Genomic DNA, 19,976 nt, shown 5'->3' on the forward strand with positions numbered 1-19,976 from the left:
GACCACCGCCAGGCCGTCGATCCGCCAGACGTCGAAGGCCCGGCCCAGCGGATGGCCCGCGCCACCGGCCCGCGGGGCCGCACCGACGCGCCGTCAGCCCCGCGCGGCCGGCTTCGGCGCGGGGCCGGGCACGAACAGCACCGCGATCAGTGCCGCCACGGCCAGCAGCACCGCCGTGAGGACGAACGCGCGGTCGTAGCCGGCCGCGAGCGCCTCCAGCGGCTCGCGCCCCTCGCGCACCGCGCTCCGGGTCGCGGCCACCGCGAGCGAGGAGAGCACGGCCAGGCCGATGCTGCCGCCGCACTGGCGCCCGGCGTTGAGCAGCCCGCTGACCAGTCCGGCCTCGTGCCGGGCGACGCCCGAGGTGCCCATCGCGGTGTTGGCGACCATGCAGATCCCGACGCCGGTGCTGGTGACGACGGACGGGCCCACGAAGGCGGTCAGGTAGCCGGAGTCGACACCGAGTCCGCCGAACCAGAGCATCCCGAGGCCCGCCAGCAGCAGCCCCCCGGTGAGCGTGGCGCGCGCCCCGAACCGGGCGCCGATCCGGCCGGCCGCCATGCTGCCGGCCATCACGCCCGCGCAGAACGGCAGGAAGGCCGCGCCGGCCGCGAGCGGACCGTAGTGCAGGACGTTCTGGAGGTGCAGCGAGCAGAAGTAGAAGCCCACCAGCATCGCCGCCCCGATCAGGGTGACGATCACGCTCGCCGCCCACGCCGTCCGGGCCCGCAGCACCCCGAGCCGCACGATCGGCGCGGACGCGAAGCGGGCCTCCCAGGCGAGGAACACGATCCCGAGCAGCACGGCGGCCCCCAGGGTGGCCAGGGTCCGGGTCGAGGTCCACGGGTGCCGGTCGGTCTCCATCAGCCCGTAGACCAGCGCGCACATCGCCCCGGTCCCGAGCACCGCACCAACCACGTCGAGCCGGCCCGTGCGCGCCGGGCGACCGGTGGCGACCGAACGGAGGGCCAGGGCGCCGCCGACCAGTACCAGCGGGAGGTTGACGAAGAACACCCACCGCCAGTCGAGCAGGTCGGTGAGCACCCCGCCGAGCAGGACGCCCAGCGCGCTGCCCGCCGCCGTCACCATCGACCAGACGCCCAGGGCCCGGGCCCGGGCCGCCCCCTCCGCGAAGGTGACCATGATGAGGGTGAGGCTGATCGGGGCGAGCAGCGCGGCGGCCACACCCTGGCCGGCCCTCGCGGCGATCAGCTGCGCCGGGGTCTGCGCGAATCCGCCGAGCACGGAGGCGAGCCCGAACACCGCCAGGCCCGCCAGCAGGGAACGGCGGTGCCCGACCAGGTCGGCCACCCGCCCGCCCAGGAGCAGCAGTCCTCCGAAGGCGAGGGCGTAGGCGTTGACGACCCAGGGCAGGGCGCTGTCGGCGAAGCCCAGGGAGTGGCCCATCGCGGGCAGTGCGATGTTGACGATGCTCGCGTCGAGCGTGACCACCAGCTGGCAGAGGCACGCCGTCGCCAGCACCAGGCCGGCGCGCGGACCGGACCGGGCCGGGCCGTCCGGGGAGTCGGGCGAGTTCGAAGAGGCCGGGGAGTTCGGGGAGTTCAGGGAGTCCGGGGAGTCCTTCGACCGCCTTCCGGGCTCGGTCGTCGACGATGTGGGCAGGGTTGATCCGGACACGGCCACCTCCAGATGCGAACAATGTTCGCACAAGGTAAGCCTTACCTAACTAGGCCCGCAAGCCCGCAGGTGACGGCCGGTCCGGCATGACAGGATGACGAGATGGCAGAACAGCGAACGACGGTCGACCGCGGCCGCTACGGCCCTCGGCGCCGGCGTCCGGGACTGACCGCGGACGCCGTCGTCGCCGCCGCGCGCCGGCTGATCGAACGGGACGGCATCGACGCCCTCACCATGCGGGCCGTGGCCGCCGAACTCGACACCGCCGCCGCCTCGCTGTACCGGCACGTCGCCGACCGCGACAGCCTGCTGCTCGCCGTCCTCGACGAGATCGCCGACGGGATGCCGGTGGACGTCCCGGGCGACTCCCCCACCGCGAGGCTGCTGCGCCGGCTCCTCGACGCCCACGACTTCCTCGCCGGGCACACCTGGGTCCCGCACGTCCTCATCCGCGGGGAACTGACCTCCGCGCGGGCCCTGCCCTTCACCGACGCCTGCCTCGCCGACCTGACGGCCGCCGGGCTCCGGCCCCCGCGCGCGGTGTCCGCCTACCGCTCCTGCTGGCAACTGCTGATCGGCGAGCTCCTCTCCGAACACCCCGTCAGCCGGCCGCGCGAGCCCAACCAGCGCGCCGCCGTGCTCGCCGCCGCCGATCCCCGCGCCCTGCCCGCCCTGGCGCTCGCCCGCACGGCGGCCCCCTACCTGGGCCCGGGGGCCCACTGCGCCGAACTGCGCCCGGCCCTGGCGGCGTTGATCGACGGTCTGGTGGGCACGGGCCCGGCCGGACCGCTGCCGCCCCCCTCCCCGTAGCGAGTCCGCCCTGGAGGTGCTCCACGCCGACGCGTCGGCGACGCGGGACGACCTGCCCGGCGTCCCTGACGAAGGGGCAGCGCGCCGAACTCAACTCCCCGCTCCGGCGCGTGTGCGCGGCCGCCGCCCGCGGAGCCGGCCGGCGGCGGAGCCCGGTGGGCAGGACGGCTGGGCCCTGACCGGCGGCTCCCGGCCGACCTGGGCGAGGGTGCCCGAAGGCGGCGCCCCGGCCGGGACGCCGGCCGTTGCCACCCCGACCGGGCGGGCGGCCTCAGTCCGGCACCGGGCTCGGAACCGCCCGCTGCTCGGCGAGCGGCACCGCCCCGTCGGCGCCGCCGAGCGTGAGGAGGACGTCCGCGTGGGCCGACACCAGGGGCAGGTCGTGGCTGACCAGGACGACCGCGAGGCCCCGGTCGGCCCGTAGGCCGCGCAGGAGTTCCATGATGCCCTCGGCGGTTTCGGCGTCGAGGGCGGAGGTGACCTCGTCGCAGAGCAGGACGTCGGGTTCGGCGGCCAGGGCCCGGGCGATGGAGACGCGCTGGCGCTGCCCGCCGGAGAGTTCGTGGGGTCGGCGTTCGGCGTGCTCGGGGGTGAGGCCGACGGCGGTGAGCAGTTCGGCGACGCGGGCGCCGCACCGGTCGGCGGGCCGGGCGAAGTGGAGCCTCAGCGGGCGCGCGAGGGTGGCGCCGACGGTGTGGGCGGGGTTGAGGGCGCCGAGCGGGTTCTGCGGCACGAGTTGGATGCGGCGGCGCTGATCGCGGGTGCGCCCGCGGTAGGTGGGGGCCAGCGCTTCGCCGCCGAGGGCGATGCGTCCGGCCTCCGGGCTGTGGAGTCCGGCCAGGGTGCGCAGCAGCGTGCTCTTGCCGCAGCCGGAGGGGCCGGTGATCCCGGTCAGCGTGCCGGGGCGCAGGCCGAGGTCCAGCCCGGCGAAGACCTGCCGGCGGGCCCGGCCGGTGCCGACCCGGGCGCCGAGTGCCGTCACCTCGACGACCGGCTCCGCACCGGCGAAGGCCCCAACGGTCGTGGCCGCCGAGGACGTTGTGGGCCTGCGCGGCGTCGGCACCGGGCGGGCCGGCCGCAGCGCCAGCACCTCGTCGGCGCAGCGGGCGACGAACTCGGAGTCGTGGCTGGTGAGGGCGATGGCGATGTCCTCGTGGTCGGCGAGGTCGCGCAGCAGCCCGGCGATGTCGTCGCGCAGGGCGGCGTCCAGTCCGGCGGTGGGTTCGTCGAGGAGCAGGATCGCGGGCCGGCGGGCGAGGGCCCGGGCGAGGGCGACGCGCCGCTGCTGCCCGCCGGAGAGGCTCGCGGTCCGGCGGTGTTCGAGGCCTTCGCCGACCGGCAGGCGGACGGCCCGCAGCAGGTCCGGCACCGGGGTTCGGCCGCGCCGCGGGGAGGTCTCGGCGATGAGCCGGTCGACGCGCATTCGGGAGTTGAGTCCGGAGCCGGGGTCCTGGCCGACGAAGGCGAGTCCGTGGCGGCGCAGTCGGCGCAGTTCCTCGGGCGGGAGGGTGAGGATGTCCCGGCCGAGGACGGTGAGGCTGCCGGCCGCGACGTGGGCGCCCGGCGGCAGGGAGCCGACGAGGGCGCGCAGCAGGGTGGTCTTGCCGGCGCCGGAGGGGCCGGTGACGGCGGTGACGCGGCCCGGGACGAGGGTGAGGGTGGCGTCGGTGAGCAGCGGGGTGACCCCGAGGGCGACGGACAGCCCGGCGGCCCGGGCGGCGGGGCCGCGGGCGGTCACGACGGTGTCGGTGTCGATGTCGCTGCTCACGGCGGGGCCGGCGGCGGTCACGGCGGGGTCGGTCGTGCTCACAGCGGTGTCTCCGGGGTGGGCCGGGCGGGGACGAGGGCTTCGGCGGCGAGGTTGACGCTGATGGCGAGCAGGCCGATGGCGAGGCAGGGGGCGCCGACGGCCCACGGATTGAGGGTGATGCCGGCGGCGTTCTCGCGGATCATCAGCGCCCAGTCGGCTTCCGGTGGCTGGGGCCCGAGTTGGAGGAAGGCCGCGACGGAGACGATGTAGACGCCCTCGACGAAGCGCAGGCCGAACAGGGCGAGGACGGTGGAGCGCAGGTTGGGCAGGACCTCGTGGACGGTCAGGTGCCAGAGGGGCTCGCCGCCCGCAGCCGCGGCCTCGACGAAGCCGGTGATGGCGACGGGGGCGGCCGCGGCGGCGACGATCCGTACCGCGTAGGGGATGCCGAGGAGGGTGGCGGCGGTCGCGACGGCGAGGCGGCCGCCGCCGGGCCAGGCCAGGGCGATGAGCATGATGGCGAGCACGGACGGCAGCAGGATCGTCAGGTCCGCGGCGCGTTCGATCCACCGGCCGAGGGCCGGGCGCAGCACGGCGAGGATGCCGGCGGCCGTGGCGGCCGCGGTGACGACGAGGGCGATGGCCAGGGCGGTGGCGATCAGGGGCGCGCCGCCGGTGAGGAGGCGGCTGAGGACGTCGCGGCCGAGCTGGTCGCCGCCGAGGGGCGCGTCGCCGCCCGCTCCGGCGTAGGGGAAGGTGACCGGGGCGTCGATCGGGTGCGGGGCGAGGAGCGGTCCGGCGAGCGCGAGGGCGACGAGGAGGAGGGCGGGAACGGCGCGTACGAGGGCCCGTCGCCCGCGTCGGGTGGTGGGCGCGGGGGCCGCTGCCGGGGCGTCGGAGGTCATCGGCGCTCTTCTCCGAGGGTGGTGGTGCGGACGAGGTCGGCGAGCAGCAGGAGCAGGCTGATGGCGGCGCCGGACGCGGCCACGACCCCGGCGACGAGCGGGGTGTCGCGGTCGGTGATGGCGCCGGCCAGGACGGCACCGATGCCCGGGTAGTTGAAGAGGGTCTCGACGACGACGGTGCCGCCCAGCAGCATGCCGGCGGAGGTGGCGATGCCGACGGCGATGGCGGGCAGGGCGCCGGGGAGCATGTGGTGGCTGAGGACGCGTCGGCGCGGCAGGCCGTCGAGGACGGCGGCCTGGACGTGCGGCAGGGCCGACTGGTCGGCGAGCGCGCCGCGCACGATCCTGGTGTTCCAGCCGATCTGCGGGACCAGCAGGGAGAGCAGCGGCAGGAGGGTCATCGTCCAGGACTCGGGCCTGCCGTCCGGTCCGGTGAGGGTGACGGCGGGCAGCCAGCCGGTCCACTGGGACAGCAGCAGGAGCAGTGCGACGGAGACCACGAACTCCGGGACGGCGAACGCGGCGGTGGACAGCGCGTCGACGGCGCGGTCGACGCGCCCGCCGGGGCGCAGCGCGGCCCGGCCGCCGAGGGCGAGCGCGCCGAGGGCGCTCAGGCCGAGGGCGAGGCCGCCGAGCAGGAGCGTGTTGGGGAAGGGGCCGGCCAGGACCTCGGTGACGGGCCGGCCGCGTGCGGTGGTGCCGAGGTCGCCGGTGGGCAGGCCGCTCATCCAGTCCAGGAAGCGCTCGGCGACGGGGCGGTCGAGGCCCATGGCGGCGCGTCGGGCGACGAGGTCGGCGGCGGTGACGCCCCGGTCGGAGCTCGCGCCGGCGGCGTCGCCGGGCAGCAGCTCGATGGCGGCGAAGACGGCGGCGAGCAGGAGGACGAGCGTCACGAGCCGCCGGGCGGCCTGCCGGGCGACCCGGCCCGCAGCGGGGAGGATGCGGGCCGGGAGTGCGCGGGGCGCGCGGGCGCCGGCCGGCTGGAGCGTGGTCAACGCGCCAGCCAGGTCTTCTCGAGCTGGACGCGGCCGTAGCCGGGGAGCTTGGGCAGGTCGCGGACGGCCGCGCCGGCGAGGTCGATGCCGTCGGCCATGCCCCACAGCAGGTACCCGGACTTGGCGAACTCGATCTCCTGGAGCCGGTGCAGCAGCTTGGCGCGCTCGGCGGTGTCGGCGGTGCCCATGGCGGTGCGGTAGGTCTCGTCGAAGCTCGGCTCGTTCCAGCCGGACTCGTTCTGGCCGGCGTCCGAGAGCATCGTCTTGGAGGCGAAGAAGACCACCGAGTCGTTGGTGCCCCAGTAGCTGGTGTAGAGCGTGCCCTTGAGCCAGGTGGTGTCCCAGAACACCTTGGAGTCCTGCTTGACGACGTTGATCCGCACGCCGGCCTCCCGGACCTGGGTGGCGAACAGCGTCGCGGACTCCGCCAGGCCGGAGATGTCCTCGGTGGTGATCAGGTCGTACGTCTTTGAGGTGTCGAAGCCGGCGTCGGCGAGCAGCTGCCCGGCCTTGGCGAGGTCGCGGGTGCGCTGCGGGACGTCCTTGGCGAAGGCCGGGTCGCCGGTGCCGAGGATGTCGTTGCCGACGCTGCCGTAGCCGGAGAGAACCTGCTTGACCATGGCGTCGCGGTCGACGGCGAGCCGGAGGGCCTCGCGTACCCGTACGTCGGCGAACGGGCCGTCGGCGGTGCGCATCACGATGGGCATCGCCATGTCGTTGGGGCGCCGCACGATCCGGACGTCCTTGCGGGCCTCGGCGGTGCGGGCGGCGACGGCGCCGACGTTGGAGGCGACGTCGATCTGTCCGGCGAGCAGGGCGTTGGCCATGGCCTGGGGGCTCTCGAAGAGGCGCACCTCGACGGCGTCCAACAGGGCCTTGCCGCCGTACCAGTTGTCGTTGCGCACCAGGCGGGCGTTGCCGTCGCGGTACCAGTCGAGCTTGAACGGGCCGGTGCCCGGGGCTCCGGCGATCGCGTCCTCGGCGGTGTCCTTCTTGAGGACGAAGGTGGTCAGCCGGGTCTGCAGCGGCAGGTCGGCGTTGGGGTAGTCGGAGACCAGGACGACGGTCTTCGGATCCTCGGCCGTGATGCCCTCGGGCTGGATGCCGGGCAGCCGGCTCTTGCCGGCGGGGGTGGCGCGCAGCCGCTTCAGCGACCAGACGACATCGTCGGCGGTGACGGGGGTGCCGTCGTGGAAGGTGGCGCCGTCGGCCAGCGTGAAGCGCCAGGTCCTGAGGTCCTCGGAGGGCTTCCAGGAGGCGGCGAGGCGGGGAGCGGTGTTGACGCTCTCCCCGGGTATCGCGAGCGTGTCGTAGATCAGGCTGATGACGAGGTAGTCGCTCTCGTTGGCCTGGGTGCCGTGCGGGTCCCGGGTGACGGCGGAGGCCTTGCCGAGCGCGCCGACCTTCAACGTCCCTCCGGGGCGCGGCGGTTGGCCGGTTCCTTCGGACGACGCGGTTTCTCCGGCGGCACCCTTGCCGCCGCCGCAGGCGGCGAGCACGCCGATCGCCCCGGCCCCGGCTCCGGCCCACAGCAGCTGTCGTCTGGTGACGCCCACGTTCGATCCTCGTCTCGGGTCCGTACGATTTGCTTAGGGTTACCTACCCTAAATTCGAGACAAGCCGCAAGCCGTCCGACGGAGCGCGCCCGCCTTCCGAGCATGCGCCCCCACCTCCCGACTTCCGCCCCGAGCAGGGAAGTTGCCGACGCGCGGCCCGTGCGCCGCCGACCGGAACCGGGACCACGCACATGGAGACATCCAGCCTGGTAAGGCTTGCCTAACATCTGAGTCGTTGTTAGTTTCCTGTCGTCCGGCCGTTCGAGCCGCCCCGGACCGATGCCCCACGCGAAGCTCCCGACGCCGTCCCGCACCGGCGCGGTGATGCCACGTGCCCGCTCCCCCAGCGCTCCTTCGCCTCTCCTGCCCTCGGAAGGTCCCGCCGTGCCCACCTGCCCTGCCCCGGTACGCCGTCTCGACCCCGACGCCGTCACGGAACTCACCGCCACCGCCGCCGAACTGCTGGACCTCCACGGCTCCGCGACCAGCCCCGCGCTGCTCGCCGACCTGCCCGGGGCGTGCGCCCGGCTCGGCGAGCCGCTGCGCCACCGGCTGCGCCCGGTCGACACCGCCGACGGCCTGTTCGTGCTGCGCGGCCTCACCGTCGACGACACCCGACTCGGCCCCACCCCCGGCCACTGGTCGACCGTCGGCGACGCCGGCGCGCTCTGGGACGTGGCGCTGCTGCTCGTCTCCGCCCTGATGGGCACCCCGATCGCCTGGGACGGCCAGCAGGACGGCCGGTTCGTGCACAACATCGTGCCCTCGCCCGGTCACGAGAGCGAGCAGACCGGCGCCTCCAGCTCCGTCCTGCTCGCCCCGCACACCGAGGACGCCTTCCACCCCGGCCGCGCACACCTGCTGCTGCTCTGCTGCATGCGCAACCACGACAACATCGCCACCACCGCGGCCAGCGTGCGCCTCGCCGACCTGTCCGCCGCCGACGTCGAGCAGCTGAAGCGGCCCGTCGCGCCGATCCTGCCCGACGACGCCTACGAACAGGCCCGGAAGTTCGACGGCCGGCCCGCACCGGTGCCCACCCTGTTCGAGTCGCCCGAGGGCCTGACCATGCGCTACGACCCCGCCTACACCCCGCTGGAGGAGGCCGACGGGACGTGGCGCGAGGCGTACGGGCGTCTCGGAGCGGAACTGGCCCGCGTCTGCGTCGCGGTGAGCCTGGAGCCCGGCGACGTCCTGGTCGTCGACAACGACCTCGTCGTCCACGGCCGGGTGCCGTTCCGGGCCCGCTACGACGGCACCGACCGCTGGCTCAAGCGGGCCTCCGTGCGCGTCGAGCACCGCCCCACCCGCCCCGCCGCCGAGCACGACGAGCACGGCTACGGCCAGGCCGCCCTCACCGCCTGGCCCGCCGCCTCGTCCGCCTCGTCCGCCTCGCCCACCTCGCCCGCCTGAACCGAACCCCTGCCGCCGCCTCACCTCCCCGAAAGGGCACCCTCATGGACCGGGACGACACCACCCTGCGCGTACTGTCCACCAGCGACCTCGCCGGCCTGGACATCGGCCTCGCCGACGTCGTCGACACCGTCGAACAGGCCTACCGCACCCTCGCCGCCGGGCAGTCCGACAACCCTCGCAAGCTCACCGTCAAGCCCGCCGACGGCCACTCCGTCTCCTACGCCATGCTCGGCCGCGACGGCGTCCGCAACGTCGTCGCCGTCAAGACCTCCTACAAGCACGGACTCGGCGAGAGCCGCGAGAACCAGCACTACTACACGACGCTGACCATCTACGACGACGTCACCGGCCTGCCCGTCGCCATGATGGACTGCTCCCGCATCGGCTCCCTGCGCACCCCGGCCGTCTCCGCCCTGCTGGCCCGCGAGTGCGCCGCCCCCGGCGCCTCGACCGCGCTGGTGATCGGCACCGGCACCCAGGGCCGCCTCGCCCTGCCGTTCCTGCTCACCACCCTGCCCGGGCTGGAGCGCCTCCTGCTGTCCGGCACCCACCCCGACGGTATCGCCGCCGTCCGCGCCGAACTCGCCCGGCACTTCCCGGGGCGCGAGATCGAGCTGGTCACCGACCTTCCGGCCGCCGCCCGCCACGCCGACATCGTCCTCGCCACCGCCGGCGGCCACACCCCCGCCGCCGTCGAGGCCGACTGGCTGAAGCCCGGCGCCGTGTCCGTCCTCGTCGGCCACGGCCTCGCCCCCTCCACCCTGCACCGGGCAGACCGGGTGATCGCCACCAGCGAGGCCCAGATGCACGTCACCGGCACCGACATGGCCGACCCGGACGGCAAGCTCCCGGCCGTCGACCTGGAGCTGCCCGCCGTCATCGCCGGCGCCGCCGCCCGCACCGCGCCCGAACAGCGGATCTTCGCCTACAACAGCGGACTCGTCGTCACCGACATCGCGCTCGGCCACCGCTTCGCCCAGCTCGCCGCCGACCGGGGCCTCGGCACCGAGGTGGCCCTGTGGCGCTGACCCTGCCCGCCCACCCCGACCCGCTCGCCGACCGGATCCACCACAGCGGCCTGCTCCACGAACTCGCCCACGGCCTGCGCGGCCCCTTCCACTACCTGCTGCCCGAGCGGTTCGACGCCAACCTCGCCGCGTTCCGCCGGGCCCTGGCCGACGCCGGCGTCGAAGGGCGCGTCCACTACGCCAAGAAGGCCAACAAGGCCGCCGTGTTCGTGGACCGCTGCGCCGCCGCCGGCGCGGGCGTCGACGTCGCCTCGCTCGGCGAACTGCGCGAGGCGCTCGGCCACGGCGTGTGCGGCGAGGACCTCGTCGTCACCGGCCCCGCCAAGTCCGAACAGCTGCTGCGCGTCGCCGTCCGGCAGGGCGCGCTGATCGCCGTCGACGCCCTCGACGAACTGGAACGCCTACTCGGCCTCGCCGGCGAGCGCCCCGCCCGGGTCCTGCTGCGCCGGTACCCGCCGGCCCAGCCGCGCAGCCGGTTCGGCCTGGACGACGAGCAGCTGCGGCAGGCACTGGAACGCTGCGCCGCCGCCGGGGACGCCGTACGGATGGAGGGCTTCAGCTTCCACCTCTCCGGCTACGAGGTCCAGCCGCGCGCCGACCTCGCCGGAGAGCTCGTCGAACTCTGCCTCACCGCACGGGAATCGGGCCTCCGGGCGGACCGGATCAGCATCGGCGGCGGCTTCCCCGTCGACTACGTCGCCGCCGGCGCCTGGGACGCCTTCCTCGCCGCGCAGGGGCCCGGGCACTACCACGGCGGGAAGTCCTTCACCGCGGGCGACTTCTACCCGTACCACTCCCCCGTCGCCGGCGCGGACGCGCTGCGGGCCGTCCTCGCCGCCCGCCCCGGCGGCCGGGGCGCGAGCCTCGCCGAGCGGCTGCGGCAGGCCGGCGTGCTGCTCCTGCTGGAACCCGGCCGCGCCCTGCTGGACCGCGCCGGCTCCTCGGTGTTCCCCGTCCAGGGCGTCAAGGACCGCGCCGGGTACGGGATCGTCACCGTGGACGGCACCAGTCTCAGCCTGTCCGAGCAGTGGTTCAACAGCGAGTACCTGCCCGACCCGGTCCTGCTGCCCCGGGACGACCGCGAGGACGGCCCGTACGAGGCCTGCGTGGGCGGCGCCAGCTGCCTGGACTCCGACCTGCTGACCTGGCGCAGGATCTCCTTCCCCGCCCGGCCCCGGTCCGGCGACCTGCTCGTCTACCCCAACACCGCCGGCTACCAGATGGACTCCAACGAGTCCCCGTTCCACGAACTCCCCCTGCCGCCCAAGGTCGTCATCGACCGGGACGGCGACCGCCCCCGCTGGCAACTCGACCGCTGATCCCACTGGAGCCCCCCGCCATGACCGACGCCCTGCACCGCCCGCCGGTGGTCAGCCGGATATCCGAACTCATCGGCCGCACCCCGCTGTTCGAACTCGCCCGCGCCGACAACGGGGCCCGCCTCCTGCTCAAGCTGGAGATGTACAACCCGACCGGCAGCGCCAAGATCCGGATGGCCCGCCAGATGGTCCTCGACGCCGAGGAGCGCGGCGAACTGCGCGAGGGCGGCCACATCATCGAGTCCACCTCCGGCAACACCGGCCTGGGCCTGGCCGTCGTCGCCGCCGAACGCGGCTACCGCTTCACCGCCGTCGTCGACCACCACGCCGCCGCCGACAAGCTGCGCGGCATGAAGGCCATGGGCACCGAACTCGTCTACGTCGACGAGGACGGCGGCGAGGACCTGCACACCGCCGCCCGCGAGGAACTCGCCGAGGAGATGGCCCGCGGCAAGGACAACACCTTCTTCACCGAACAGCACAACAACCCCAGCAACGCCGTCGGCTACTACGCGGTGGGCCGCGAGATCGCCCAGGCCCTGGACAACCGGGTCGACGTGCTGATCGGCGCCGTCGGCACCGGCGGCGGCCTGTGCGGCACCGGACTGGAACTGAAGAAGAGCGTCCCGGACCTCACCGTCGTCGGCGTCGAGCCCAAGGGCTCGATCGCGTTCGGCCCGCCCGCCCACGACTACTACCAGTCCGGCACCGGTACCCCCGAAGGCGCCACCATCGGGCTCCTGGTCGACTACGACCTCATCGACGAAGGGGTGAAGGTCGGCGACATCGAGGCCTTCGCCGCCGCCCGCGTCGTCGCCCGCCGCACCGGCCTGCTGATCGGCGGCTCCGCGGGCGGCGTCGTGTACGAGGCCCTCGCCCGGCTGCGGACCCTGCCGCCGGGCGCGGTTATGGTCGCCTTCATCAACGACGGAGGCGAGAAGTACATGGACACCGTCTTCAACGACGACTGGATGGCAGCCCGTTCCCTCGTCGACCCCGCCGTCGAAGCCGAGATCGACGAGACCCTCACCAAACTCCGCAGGCCGTGACTCCCAGAAGCGTGACCCTCACCATGCAGCAGTTGACCGTCCTCGCCCGCGACAGCCGGGCCCTGGCCGCCCTCGCCGTCCCGCTCGCCCTCACCCAACTCGCCCAGGTCGCCCTCACCACCACCGACACCGTCATGATGGGCGTGCTCGGCACCGAGGCCCTCGCGGCCGGCGGCCTCGCCCTCGTCGTCTTCAACCAGCTGCGCACCATGGGCGTCGGGCTGGTCACCTCGGTCGGCAACCAGGTCGCGGCCGCCGCCGCCCGCGCCGAGAAGGCCGAGGCACCCGAGGAGACCGCGGTGGCCGGGGACAGCACCGGGGCGCCGGAGAAGGCCGCCGCGGCCGGGGACAGCGCCGAGGTCCGAGGCCTGGTGCGGGCCGCGATGGCCGTCGCCACGCTCGCCGGCCTCGCCGGAGCCGTCCTGATGGTCCTCATCGGCCAGGCCGCGACCTGGCTCGGCCAGGACGCCACCGTCGCCCACCGCGCCCAGGGGATGCTCGCCGCGCTGGCGCCCGGCCTGCTCCCCTGCCTCTGGTTCCAGGCGATCCGTCAGTTCACCGTCGGCATGCGCCGCCCCCAGGCCCTGCTGCGGATCACCGTCGCCTCCGTCGCCGTCAACGCCGGGCTCAACTGGGTCTTCATCCACGGCACCTGGGGCCTGCCGACCCTCGGACTCACCGGCATCGGCGTCGCCACCAGCAGCGTCCACCTGCTCTCCTTCCTCGCCCTCCACGGCTCCGCCCGCCGCGACCCGCGGCTGGCCCCGCTGCTGAGCCTGGACTTCTGGCGGGCCGACCCGGCCACCGTGCGCCGCCTGCTCGGCCTCGGCGCCCCGATCGCCGCCACCTACGGCTCCGAGGCCGGGTTCTTCTCCGTCACCGCCCTGCTCGCCGGCAGCTTCGGCGCCGCCGCGCTCGCCGCCCACACCGCCGTCAACCAGCTGATCTACATCGTCTTCCAGGTCGCCGTCGGCCTCTCCCACGCGGCGTCCATCAACGTCAGCCGGGAGCTCGCCCTCGGCGAGTACGCCGCCGCCCGCCGGATCAAGAACACCGCCCTCGCCTGCGGCGCCGTCGTCACCACCCTCGTCGGCATCGCCTACCTCGCCGTCCCCGACCTCGTCCTGCGGCCCTACTTCGACGCCGGCTCGGCCGCCGACCGGCAGGGCCTGGAGATCGCCACCGGCCTGCTGACCGTCGTCGCCGTCCTGCAGTTCTTCGACTGCGCCCAGAACATCGGCGTCGGACTGCTGCGCGGCCTCGACGACACCCGGAGCGGCTTCCGCATCACCCTGATCGGCTACTGGCTCGTCGGCCTGCCCGCCGCCTGGCTGCTCGCCTACCCCCTCGGCGGCGAGACCCGCGGCCTCTGGCTCGGCCTGCTCATCGGCCTCGCCACCACCGCCGTCCTCCTCCTGCGCCGTTACGGCCTCGCCCTCACCGCCAGGGCCACCGCCCCGACCGGAGCACCCGTCGCGGGCTGAGGGCCCCGGCCAACGGTGGTGCGGCCGGCCCGTGGCGGGCCGCACCACCGGGGGCGACAGGTTGACGCCGGTGAACCCGCCGTCGGCGGGCGGGGACCGTGCAGCCCACCGAGGCCGCGGAGGCGGGGACGAGACAGCGCTCAGGGCCGTCACCGGGAGTTCCACGGTTCCGGGCTCGCGCGAGGCGGCTCCTCGGCGGAGGCGTACGGCCGCCGACGGCGGTGGCGCCGCTCGCCGAGGCCGGTGGGTCCGCCCGGCGCCGGTGGCACGCGGCGCCGGGCGGCCCGGTCGGGCCGCTACCGGCAGGCCCGCCCGCCGTGGTTCGCCTTCTTCTTCCGCCGGGCCTTCTTCTTGCGGGCGCGCTTGGACATCCTGCTCCTCCGGTCCTGTGGTGGGTCGTACGGTTCAGGCGGCCTGGCCGACCAGCTGGTCGGCGAGCCTGGCCAGCCGCTTCAGCGAGCGCTCCTCCCGCACGGACGCCGCCGCCTGCCCGACCGAACCACCCTCGTAGTAGGCGCCGTTGGCGACGGACGTCTCCGGCAGGCAGAGCCGTACCACGGCCGCCGCCCCCTCCGCCGCCGGCGCGCCGGTGCGGCCGTACAGCGGGAGCAGCGCGGTGGCGCACCGGCCCGGGTCCACGCTGACCGCGGTGATGCCGGAGCCGGCCGGGGCCATCTCGGCGGTCGCCATGGTGAGCGCGAGCTGTGACTGCGCGTACGCCGCGACCCGCGCGTACCTCTTCGCCCGGTGCGGGTCCGCCCAGTTCATCGAGGCCGTGCGGTGCAGCGCGGAGGACACGTTGACGATCCGGGCGTCGCCGGCCGCCGCCAGCGGCGCGCGCAGCAGCCTCGACAGCAGGTGCGCGGCCAGGAAGTTGACCTGGAGCGAGACCTCGTTGCCGTCCTCGGTGAGGGTGCAGCGCTCCGGCGCCGGCGCCGCGGCGTTGTTCACCAGCAGGTCCAGCGCCGGACAGTGCTCGACGACCGTGCGGGCGAGCGTCGCGACCTCCGCGAGGTGGGTGAAGTCGGCTGCCAGTTCGACGAGTTGGTCCCGCCGGGCGCCCGCGGCGACCAGCCGACCGACGGCGTCCTCCGCCTCGGCGGCGGTCCGGGCGTGCACCAGCACGGTCGCGCCGTGCCCGGCGAGCAGCCGGGCGGTCTCCCAGCCGATCCCGGAGGACGCGCCGGTGACGAGGGCGGTACGGGCGGACAGAACAGTGTCGGGCATGACCCATCCAAGGGGTGGAAGGCACCGGCGGGGTGGGGAGGCGGCACGGCACGGACCGTCCGGATCCGGGACCCGCGGTGCGGGGAAAGGGTGTGGTGCGAAGGGATGACGCGCGCCCGCCCCCCGGCCCACGGGACGGCCGGGGGCGGAGGGGCGGACGGCGGTGATCGGCACGGACCCGGTGGACGACACCGGACCCGTGCCGCGCGGCCGGCGGTGAGCGGGAAGGAGCTCGGTCCTACCGGACGGCGGTGGCGACCGCGACAGCGCCGTTCCGCGGCCGACTATGCGGCGGGCGGTCGTGGTGGCGGGTCGAGCGGTGCATGTGCTCCATCAAAGCCCGACCACGTGCCCGGGACAAGCGCGTTCACCCTCCCTGACGAACCCCTGACACCCGGCCGCCGCTTCCCTGACGCCTCCTTGACGCGCGCGCCGCCCGCCCCCGCGGCCCCCGCCGGGGTCCCCGCCGGGGTCCCCGGGCGCGATGCCCGCGGGGCCGTCGCGGTGCGCCGCGACGGCCCCGCGGACCCGTCTCCCTCGCCCTCGTCATCGGCGCCGCCCCAGGCGGGCACCTCCGAGGACCAGGGCGACGACGAAGAGCACCGCGCCGATGACGAGCAGCCACAGCAGGCCCTTCACCAGTGCCCCGACGAAGCCGAACACCACGGCGATGAGCAGGATGAACAGGAACAGGGCCACGACGGCTCCTCCCTTCTCGGTCGTTGCGTTCGACGGACGTCGCGTTCGATGGTCAAGGCGCCGCTCAGCCGTCGTGCTTCAAGGCGCCCTTGACGCGGTCTGCCACGGCCTGAGCGGCGCCCTTGACGCCTTCGACCGCCTGCTTGGCCTTCGCCTCGGCCCGGTCGGCCTGGCCTTCGCCCTTCAGCTCCTGGTCGCCGGTCAGGTCGCCCAGTTTCTCCTTCGCCTTCCCGACCGTCTCCTGCACCTTGTTCGAAGGCTCACCCATGGCTTCCTCGCTTCGCTTGTCCGATATGCGGATCAATCCGCCGGTTTTCGACGTTTGCCCGCCCCTGCGCTTCCCATGCGCCGATTCGGGGGCGATCTTCGGAAGGCGCCGCGATCAGGCGGCTCCGGTCACGGCGGGTGCACGGGAGACCGGGGCCCGGCCGGACGGCCACGGGCGCGCCGACCCGTTCCGGCCCCCACCCGCCCACGGCGGACGCCTCCGTACCGCACCGTCCGAACGCCGGACGGACCGCCGTCGGGTACCGCCCCCTCACGCGGCGGCATCGGCCCGTCGCCCCGAACGGCCGGCCCGAGGGGTACCGGCGGTCCGGCCGGACGGCCGACCCGCCCCGGGCACCCGGCGCCAGGCGCGGGCGGCCAGGACGCCGGAGCCCAGGGCGACGGCGCCGAGTGCGGCGGAGGCCGCGGTGAGACCCAGGGCGGCGCCGAGCCAGCCGGCCAGGGGGTAGGTGAGCAGCCAGCAGCCGTGGGAGAGGGAGAACTGGGCCGCGAAGACCGCCGGAAGGTCCTCCCTGGCCACCGAGTCGCGCAGCACCCGGCCGGTGGGGGTGAGGATCAGCGAGCCGACCGCGCCGAAGGCGGCCCAGACGGCGAGCAGCGCGGGCCAGCGCCAGCCGGCCGGCCCGGCGGCGGTGAGCGCGGCGAGCAGGGCGAGGAGTCCGACGATGCCGAAGGCCGCCGGGAGCATGACGGCCCGGTCCGGCACCCGTTCCAGCACCCGGGGCAGCAGCAGCGCCACGGCCATCGACCCGGCCCCGTAGGCGCCGAGCGCGATCGGGACGTCGGTGGCGGCGCGGCCGAGCTGGTCGCGGACGTAGACGACGGTGTTGACGATCACCATGGCGCCGGCGGCGGCCGCCGCGAGGTCCAGGGCGAGCATCGCCCGCAGCCGGGGCACCGCGAGGAACAGCCGGGTGCCCCGGGCGGACCTGGCGAGGACTCCCCCGGCCGCCCCCGCCCCCTCGGTCCCCGCCCCCTCGGTCCGCGCCCCTTCGGCCCCCGCCCGCTCGGCCCCGGCCCGGTCGCGGGGGAACGGCTTGGGCAGAACGGCGGAGAGCACCAGGGCGGCGGAGCCGAGGAACCCGGCGGCGGTGCCCCAGAACAGCCAGTTGTAGCTGATCAGCGCCAGCAGGGCCGCGGCGAGCACCGGGCTGACCAGGCTCTCGGTGTCATAGGCGAGCCGGGACAGCGACAGGGCCCGGGTGTACTCGCGCTCCTCGGGCAGCACCTCGGGGATCACCGACTGGAAGGCCGGGGTGAAGGCGGCCGAGGCGGACTGCAGGACGAAGATCAGCGCGTAGACCTGCCACACCTCAGTGACGAAGGGCAGGGTGAGGGCCACCGCGGCCCGGACGAGGTCGGAGGCGGCCATCAGCCTCCGGCGCGGGATGCGGTGGGCCAGCGCTCCGACCACCGGGGCGATGCCGACGTACGCCAGCATCTTGATCGCCAGGGCGGTGCCGAGCACCGACCCGGCTCCCGCTCCGGCGAGGTCGTACGCGAGGAGGCCCAGCGCCACCGTGGCGAGGCCGGTGCCCACCAGGGCGACGATCTGGGCGGCGAACAGGTGCAGATAGGTGCGGTTGCGCAGCACGGACAGCATGACGGGACCCCGCTCGGACTGGGCGCAGCAGGACGACACGACCAGGATAGGTCAACATGTGCACGCATGTGCACATGTTGACTCGAAAAGGGCCCGCACCCCGGAGGGTACGGGCCGGAACTCGTCGGAACGGGCCGTCCGGCGACTCCTCGGGGCGGGGCCGCTCAGTCGTGCGGCGGGAGCTCGCCGATCTGGTGGTCGGCGGCACTCAGCGCCTCGTCGACCAGCCTGCGCAGATGGCCGTGGCGCAGCGCGTACACGACGCGCCGGCCGTCCTTGCGGGCCGTGACCAGGCCCGCCAGCCGGAGCTTGGAGAGGTGCTGGCTGACCGAGGTCCGGGGGGCTCCGGTCGCCTCGGTGAGCGTGGTCACGTCGGCCTCACCGGCGCTCAACCGCTGGAGCAGGGCCAGCCGGGTGCGGTCCGCGAGCAGCGCCAGGATGCCGGCCGCGGCCTCCAGCCGCTCGTCGTCCCGTTGCTCCTGCGCAGGGTGTGCACCTGATATCCGAAGGCTGCCGCTCATGGCGACATCGTAGGGCCCCGGGCCCGACCTGCCGAAGCGCGGCCGCACCGGCCCCGGCACGACCGGGCCGGAGGAGCCGCCGTGGACTCCTCCGGCCCGGTCGTCACACCGTGGCTGTCACCTCACGCGTTCAGACCCCAGAGGTAGCCGGGTACGGGGGTGTAGCGGCCGTACGGGCGCCAGTCGTCGCCCGGCGGGCAGGGGGTGGGCGGGCACGGCGGCGGCGGGCACTCCTGACTGTCCTCGACCGTGATCGCCACGCACGGGCAGTCCTCGGTCAGCTCGACCGTGGTCACCGCGGGTTGCGGCAGCTGGTAGCCGACGGGTGCGGAGACCTCCTGCCAGTAGTACGTCCCCAACGGCAGGTTGTCGGCGGAACAGACACCCGACGCCGGGGTCACGCAGGGCGCGCCGACGGCGGTGTCCGGGTTCGCCCCGGTCGTCTGCAGCCCCGGCACCCCGTTGCTCTCACGCCACAGCTGGAACGTCGCACCCGCCAGCGGCTTTCCGGTGTCGGCGTCGACCTTGGTGACGGAGGTGGAGCCGGTCGGAGCGGCCGTCTTCACGTCCTTGACGGTCACCTGGACGTTCGGCCGGGCGGCGTCCAGCACCACGGTCTCCACCCCCGGCTGCGGCAGGTCGTACCCGGGAGGCGCCTGGGTCTCCTGCCAGTAGTACGTCCCCAACGGCAGGTTGTCGGCGGAACAGACACCCGTCGCCGGCGTCACACAGGGCGAGCCCACGGCGGTGTCCTGGTTCACCCCGGTCGTCTGCAGCCCCGACACCCCGTTGCTCTCGTGCCACAGCTGGAAGACCCCGCCCGCCAGCGGCTGCCCCGTGACGGAGTCGACCTTGGTGACGGTGGTGGAGCCGGTCGGAGCGGTCGTCTTCACGTCCCTGACGGTGACCTGGATGTTCTGCCCGTCGGTGTCGAGCACCACGGTCTCCACCGCCGGCTGCGGCAGGTCGTACCCGGGCGGGGCCTCGGTCTCCTGCCAGTAGTACGTCCCCAGCGGAAGGCCGTCCGCGACGCAGGCGCCCGACGCGGGGGTGACGCAGGCGGAGCCGACGGCGGTGTCGGGGTTCGCCCCGGTCGTCTGCAGCCCCGCGACGCCGTTGCTCTCGCGCCACAGCTGGAACGTCGCACCCGCCAGCGGCTGCCCGGTGACGGAGTCGACCTTGGTGACGGTGGTGGCTCCGGTGGGAGCGGTGGTCCGGGCGTCGGTCACGGTGACCGCGACGTTCTGCCCGTTGGTGTCCAACAGTACGGTGGTGACGTTGAGTTCGGGCAGGTCGTACCCGGGCGGGGCGGCCGTCTCCTGCCAGTAGTAGGTGCCCAGCGGCAGGCCGGTCGCGGAGCAGACACCCGACGCCGGGGTCACGCACGGCGACCCGACGGCGGTGTCCGGGTTCGCCCCCGTCGCCTGCAACCCGGCGACCCCGTTGCTCTCACGCCACAGCTGGAACGTCGCACCGGCCAGCGGCTGCGAGGTGGCGGAGTCGGTCTTCGTCACGCTGGTCGACCCGGTCGGGGCGGCGGTCTCGGTGTCGGCGACGGTGACCGGGGCGTCCTGCCCGTTGGTGTTCAGCACGACGGTGGTGACGTTGAGTTCGGGCAGGTCGTACCCGGGCGGGGCGGCCGTCTCCTGCCAGTAGTAGGTGCCCAGCGGCAGGCCGGTCGCGGAGCA

Annotated in this window: 18 protein-coding genes; 6 read left to right on the forward strand and 12 right to left on the reverse strand. The window is 74.7% G+C overall.

The window, feature by feature from the left end:
* Positions 1-93 precede the first annotated feature (93 nt).
* On the reverse strand, positions 94-1,638 hold the full coding sequence (locus tag ACWD4P_RS29855; protein ID WP_449781775.1) for an MFS transporter: 1,545 nt from the start codon (positions 1,636-1,638) through the stop codon (positions 94-96).
* A gap of 102 nt (positions 1,639-1,740) precedes the next feature.
* Here ACWD4P_RS29855 and ACWD4P_RS29860 point away from each other — a divergent pair, with 102 nt between their 5' ends.
* Positions 1,741-2,448: a TetR/AcrR family transcriptional regulator gene (locus ACWD4P_RS29860; protein WP_449781776.1), complete on the forward strand. Its 708-nt coding sequence runs from the start codon at positions 1,741-1,743 to the stop codon at positions 2,446-2,448.
* Between the two features lie 271 nt (positions 2,449-2,719).
* Here the strand turns inward: ACWD4P_RS29860 and ACWD4P_RS29865 are convergent, their stop codons facing one another.
* Genes ACWD4P_RS29865 through ACWD4P_RS29880 form a run of 4 tightly spaced genes read right to left on the reverse strand, consistent with a single transcriptional unit; the run spans position 2,720 to position 7,654 of the window.
* Positions 2,720-4,258, reverse strand: a complete 1,539-nt coding sequence (locus ACWD4P_RS29865; protein WP_449781777.1) for an ABC transporter ATP-binding protein — start codon at positions 4,256-4,258, stop codon at positions 2,720-2,722.
* A complete protein-coding gene (locus tag ACWD4P_RS29870; protein WP_449781778.1) occupies positions 4,255-5,103 on the reverse strand; it encodes an ABC transporter permease subunit in 849 nt (282 codons plus the stop codon). Before ACWD4P_RS29870 ends, ACWD4P_RS29865 begins: the two co-directional genes overlap by 4 nt.
* Positions 5,100-6,098 carry an ABC transporter permease gene (locus tag ACWD4P_RS29875; protein ID WP_449781779.1) on the reverse strand — a complete coding sequence of 333 codons (999 nt, stop codon included), beginning with the start codon at positions 6,096-6,098 and terminating at the stop codon, positions 5,100-5,102. Before ACWD4P_RS29875 ends, ACWD4P_RS29870 begins: the two co-directional genes overlap by 4 nt.
* Complete coding sequence (locus tag ACWD4P_RS29880) at positions 6,095-7,654, reverse strand: ABC transporter substrate-binding protein (RefSeq protein ID WP_449781780.1); 1,560 nt, start codon at positions 7,652-7,654, stop codon at positions 6,095-6,097. The genes ACWD4P_RS29875 and ACWD4P_RS29880 overlap by 4 nt, the downstream gene beginning before the upstream one ends.
* A gap of 384 nt (positions 7,655-8,038) precedes the next feature.
* On the opposite strand from ACWD4P_RS29880, the gene ACWD4P_RS29885 reads away from it, so the two are divergent.
* The 5 genes from ACWD4P_RS29885 to ACWD4P_RS29905 are packed head-to-tail and all read left to right on the forward strand — an operon-like array spanning position 8,039 to position 13,950.
* Complete coding sequence (locus tag ACWD4P_RS29885) at positions 8,039-9,067, forward strand: TauD/TfdA family dioxygenase (protein ID WP_449781781.1); 1,029 nt, start codon at positions 8,039-8,041, stop codon at positions 9,065-9,067.
* 44 nt (positions 9,068-9,111) lie between these two features.
* Positions 9,112-10,098 carry an ornithine cyclodeaminase family protein gene (locus tag ACWD4P_RS29890; protein ID WP_449781782.1) on the forward strand — a complete coding sequence of 329 codons (987 nt, stop codon included), beginning with the start codon at positions 9,112-9,114 and terminating at the stop codon, positions 10,096-10,098.
* Positions 10,089-11,417 carry a Y4yA family PLP-dependent enzyme gene (locus ACWD4P_RS29895; RefSeq protein WP_449781783.1) on the forward strand — a complete coding sequence of 443 codons (1,329 nt, stop codon included), beginning with the start codon at positions 10,089-10,091 and terminating at the stop codon, positions 11,415-11,417. The genes ACWD4P_RS29890 and ACWD4P_RS29895 overlap by 10 nt, the downstream gene beginning before the upstream one ends.
* A 20-nt stretch (positions 11,418-11,437) precedes the next feature.
* Positions 11,438-12,466, forward strand: a complete 1,029-nt coding sequence (locus ACWD4P_RS29900) for a cysteine synthase family protein (RefSeq protein WP_359828353.1) — start codon at positions 11,438-11,440, stop codon at positions 12,464-12,466.
* 23 nt (positions 12,467-12,489) lie between these two features.
* Complete coding sequence (locus ACWD4P_RS29905; RefSeq protein WP_449781797.1) at positions 12,490-13,950, forward strand: MATE family efflux transporter; 1,461 nt, start codon at positions 12,490-12,492, stop codon at positions 13,948-13,950.
* Between the two features lie 296 nt (positions 13,951-14,246).
* Here the strand turns inward: ACWD4P_RS29905 and ACWD4P_RS29910 are convergent, their stop codons facing one another.
* The 7 genes from ACWD4P_RS29910 to ACWD4P_RS29940 form a co-directional block, all read right to left on the reverse strand.
* Positions 14,247-14,321, reverse strand: a complete 75-nt coding sequence (locus tag ACWD4P_RS29910) for a 50S ribosomal protein bL37 (RefSeq protein ID WP_449781798.1) — start codon at positions 14,319-14,321, stop codon at positions 14,247-14,249.
* A 34-nt stretch (positions 14,322-14,355) separates the two neighbouring features.
* Entirely contained in the window at positions 14,356-15,177 is an 822-nt protein-coding gene (locus ACWD4P_RS29915) for an SDR family NAD(P)-dependent oxidoreductase (RefSeq protein WP_449781784.1), read from the reverse strand.
* A gap of 546 nt (positions 15,178-15,723) precedes the next feature.
* The gene (locus ACWD4P_RS29920; protein WP_359824061.1) at positions 15,724-15,876 is read right to left on the reverse strand and encodes a hypothetical protein; all 153 of its coding nucleotides are present in this window, start codon (positions 15,874-15,876) and stop codon (positions 15,724-15,726) included.
* Between the two features lie 64 nt (positions 15,877-15,940).
* Entirely contained in the window at positions 15,941-16,144 is a 204-nt protein-coding gene (locus tag ACWD4P_RS29925) for a CsbD family protein (protein ID WP_449781785.1), read from the reverse strand.
* A 270-nt stretch (positions 16,145-16,414) separates the two neighbouring features.
* Positions 16,415-17,767: an MFS transporter gene (locus ACWD4P_RS29930; RefSeq protein ID WP_359824069.1), complete on the reverse strand. Its 1,353-nt coding sequence runs from the start codon at positions 17,765-17,767 to the stop codon at positions 16,415-16,417.
* Between the two features lie 164 nt (positions 17,768-17,931).
* A complete protein-coding gene (locus ACWD4P_RS29935; RefSeq protein ID WP_359824057.1) occupies positions 17,932-18,288 on the reverse strand; it encodes an ArsR/SmtB family transcription factor in 357 nt (118 codons plus the stop codon).
* Between the two features lie 122 nt (positions 18,289-18,410).
* The coding region (locus ACWD4P_RS29940; protein ID WP_449781786.1) for a SpaA isopeptide-forming pilin-related protein at positions 18,411-19,976 on the reverse strand (1,566 nt) is incomplete at its 5' end.

The sequence above is a fragment of the Kitasatospora sp. NPDC002543 genome (genome assembly GCF_053594915.1).

Bases quoted from the DNA above. Each gene is read 5' to 3' on its own strand.
- ACWD4P_RS29905 (WP_449781797.1), top strand. From the start codon at position 12,490: ATGCAGCAGTTGACCGTCCTCGCCCGCGACAGCCGGGCCCTGGCCGCC.
- ACWD4P_RS29890 (WP_449781782.1), top strand. From the start codon at position 9,112: ATGGACCGGGACGACACCACCCTGCGCGTACTGTCCACCAGCGACCTC.
- ACWD4P_RS29925 (WP_449781785.1), bottom strand. From the start codon at position 16,144: ATGGGTGAGCCTTCGAACAAGGTGCAGGAGACGGTCGGGAAGGCGAAG.
- ACWD4P_RS29915 (WP_449781784.1), bottom strand. From the start codon at position 15,177: ATGCCCGACACTGTTCTGTCCGCCCGTACCGCCCTCGTCACCGGCGCG.
- ACWD4P_RS29900 (WP_359828353.1), top strand. From the start codon at position 11,438: ATGACCGACGCCCTGCACCGCCCGCCGGTGGTCAGCCGGATATCCGAA.
- ACWD4P_RS29870 (WP_449781778.1), bottom strand. From the start codon at position 5,103: ATGACCTCCGACGCCCCGGCAGCGGCCCCCGCGCCCACCACCCGACGC.
- ACWD4P_RS29860 (WP_449781776.1), top strand. From the start codon at position 1,741: ATGGCAGAACAGCGAACGACGGTCGACCGCGGCCGCTACGGCCCTCGG.
- ACWD4P_RS29930 (WP_359824069.1), bottom strand. From the start codon at position 17,767: ATGCTGTCCGTGCTGCGCAACCGCACCTATCTGCACCTGTTCGCCGCC.
- ACWD4P_RS29935 (WP_359824057.1), bottom strand. From the start codon at position 18,288: ATGAGCGGCAGCCTTCGGATATCAGGTGCACACCCTGCGCAGGAGCAA.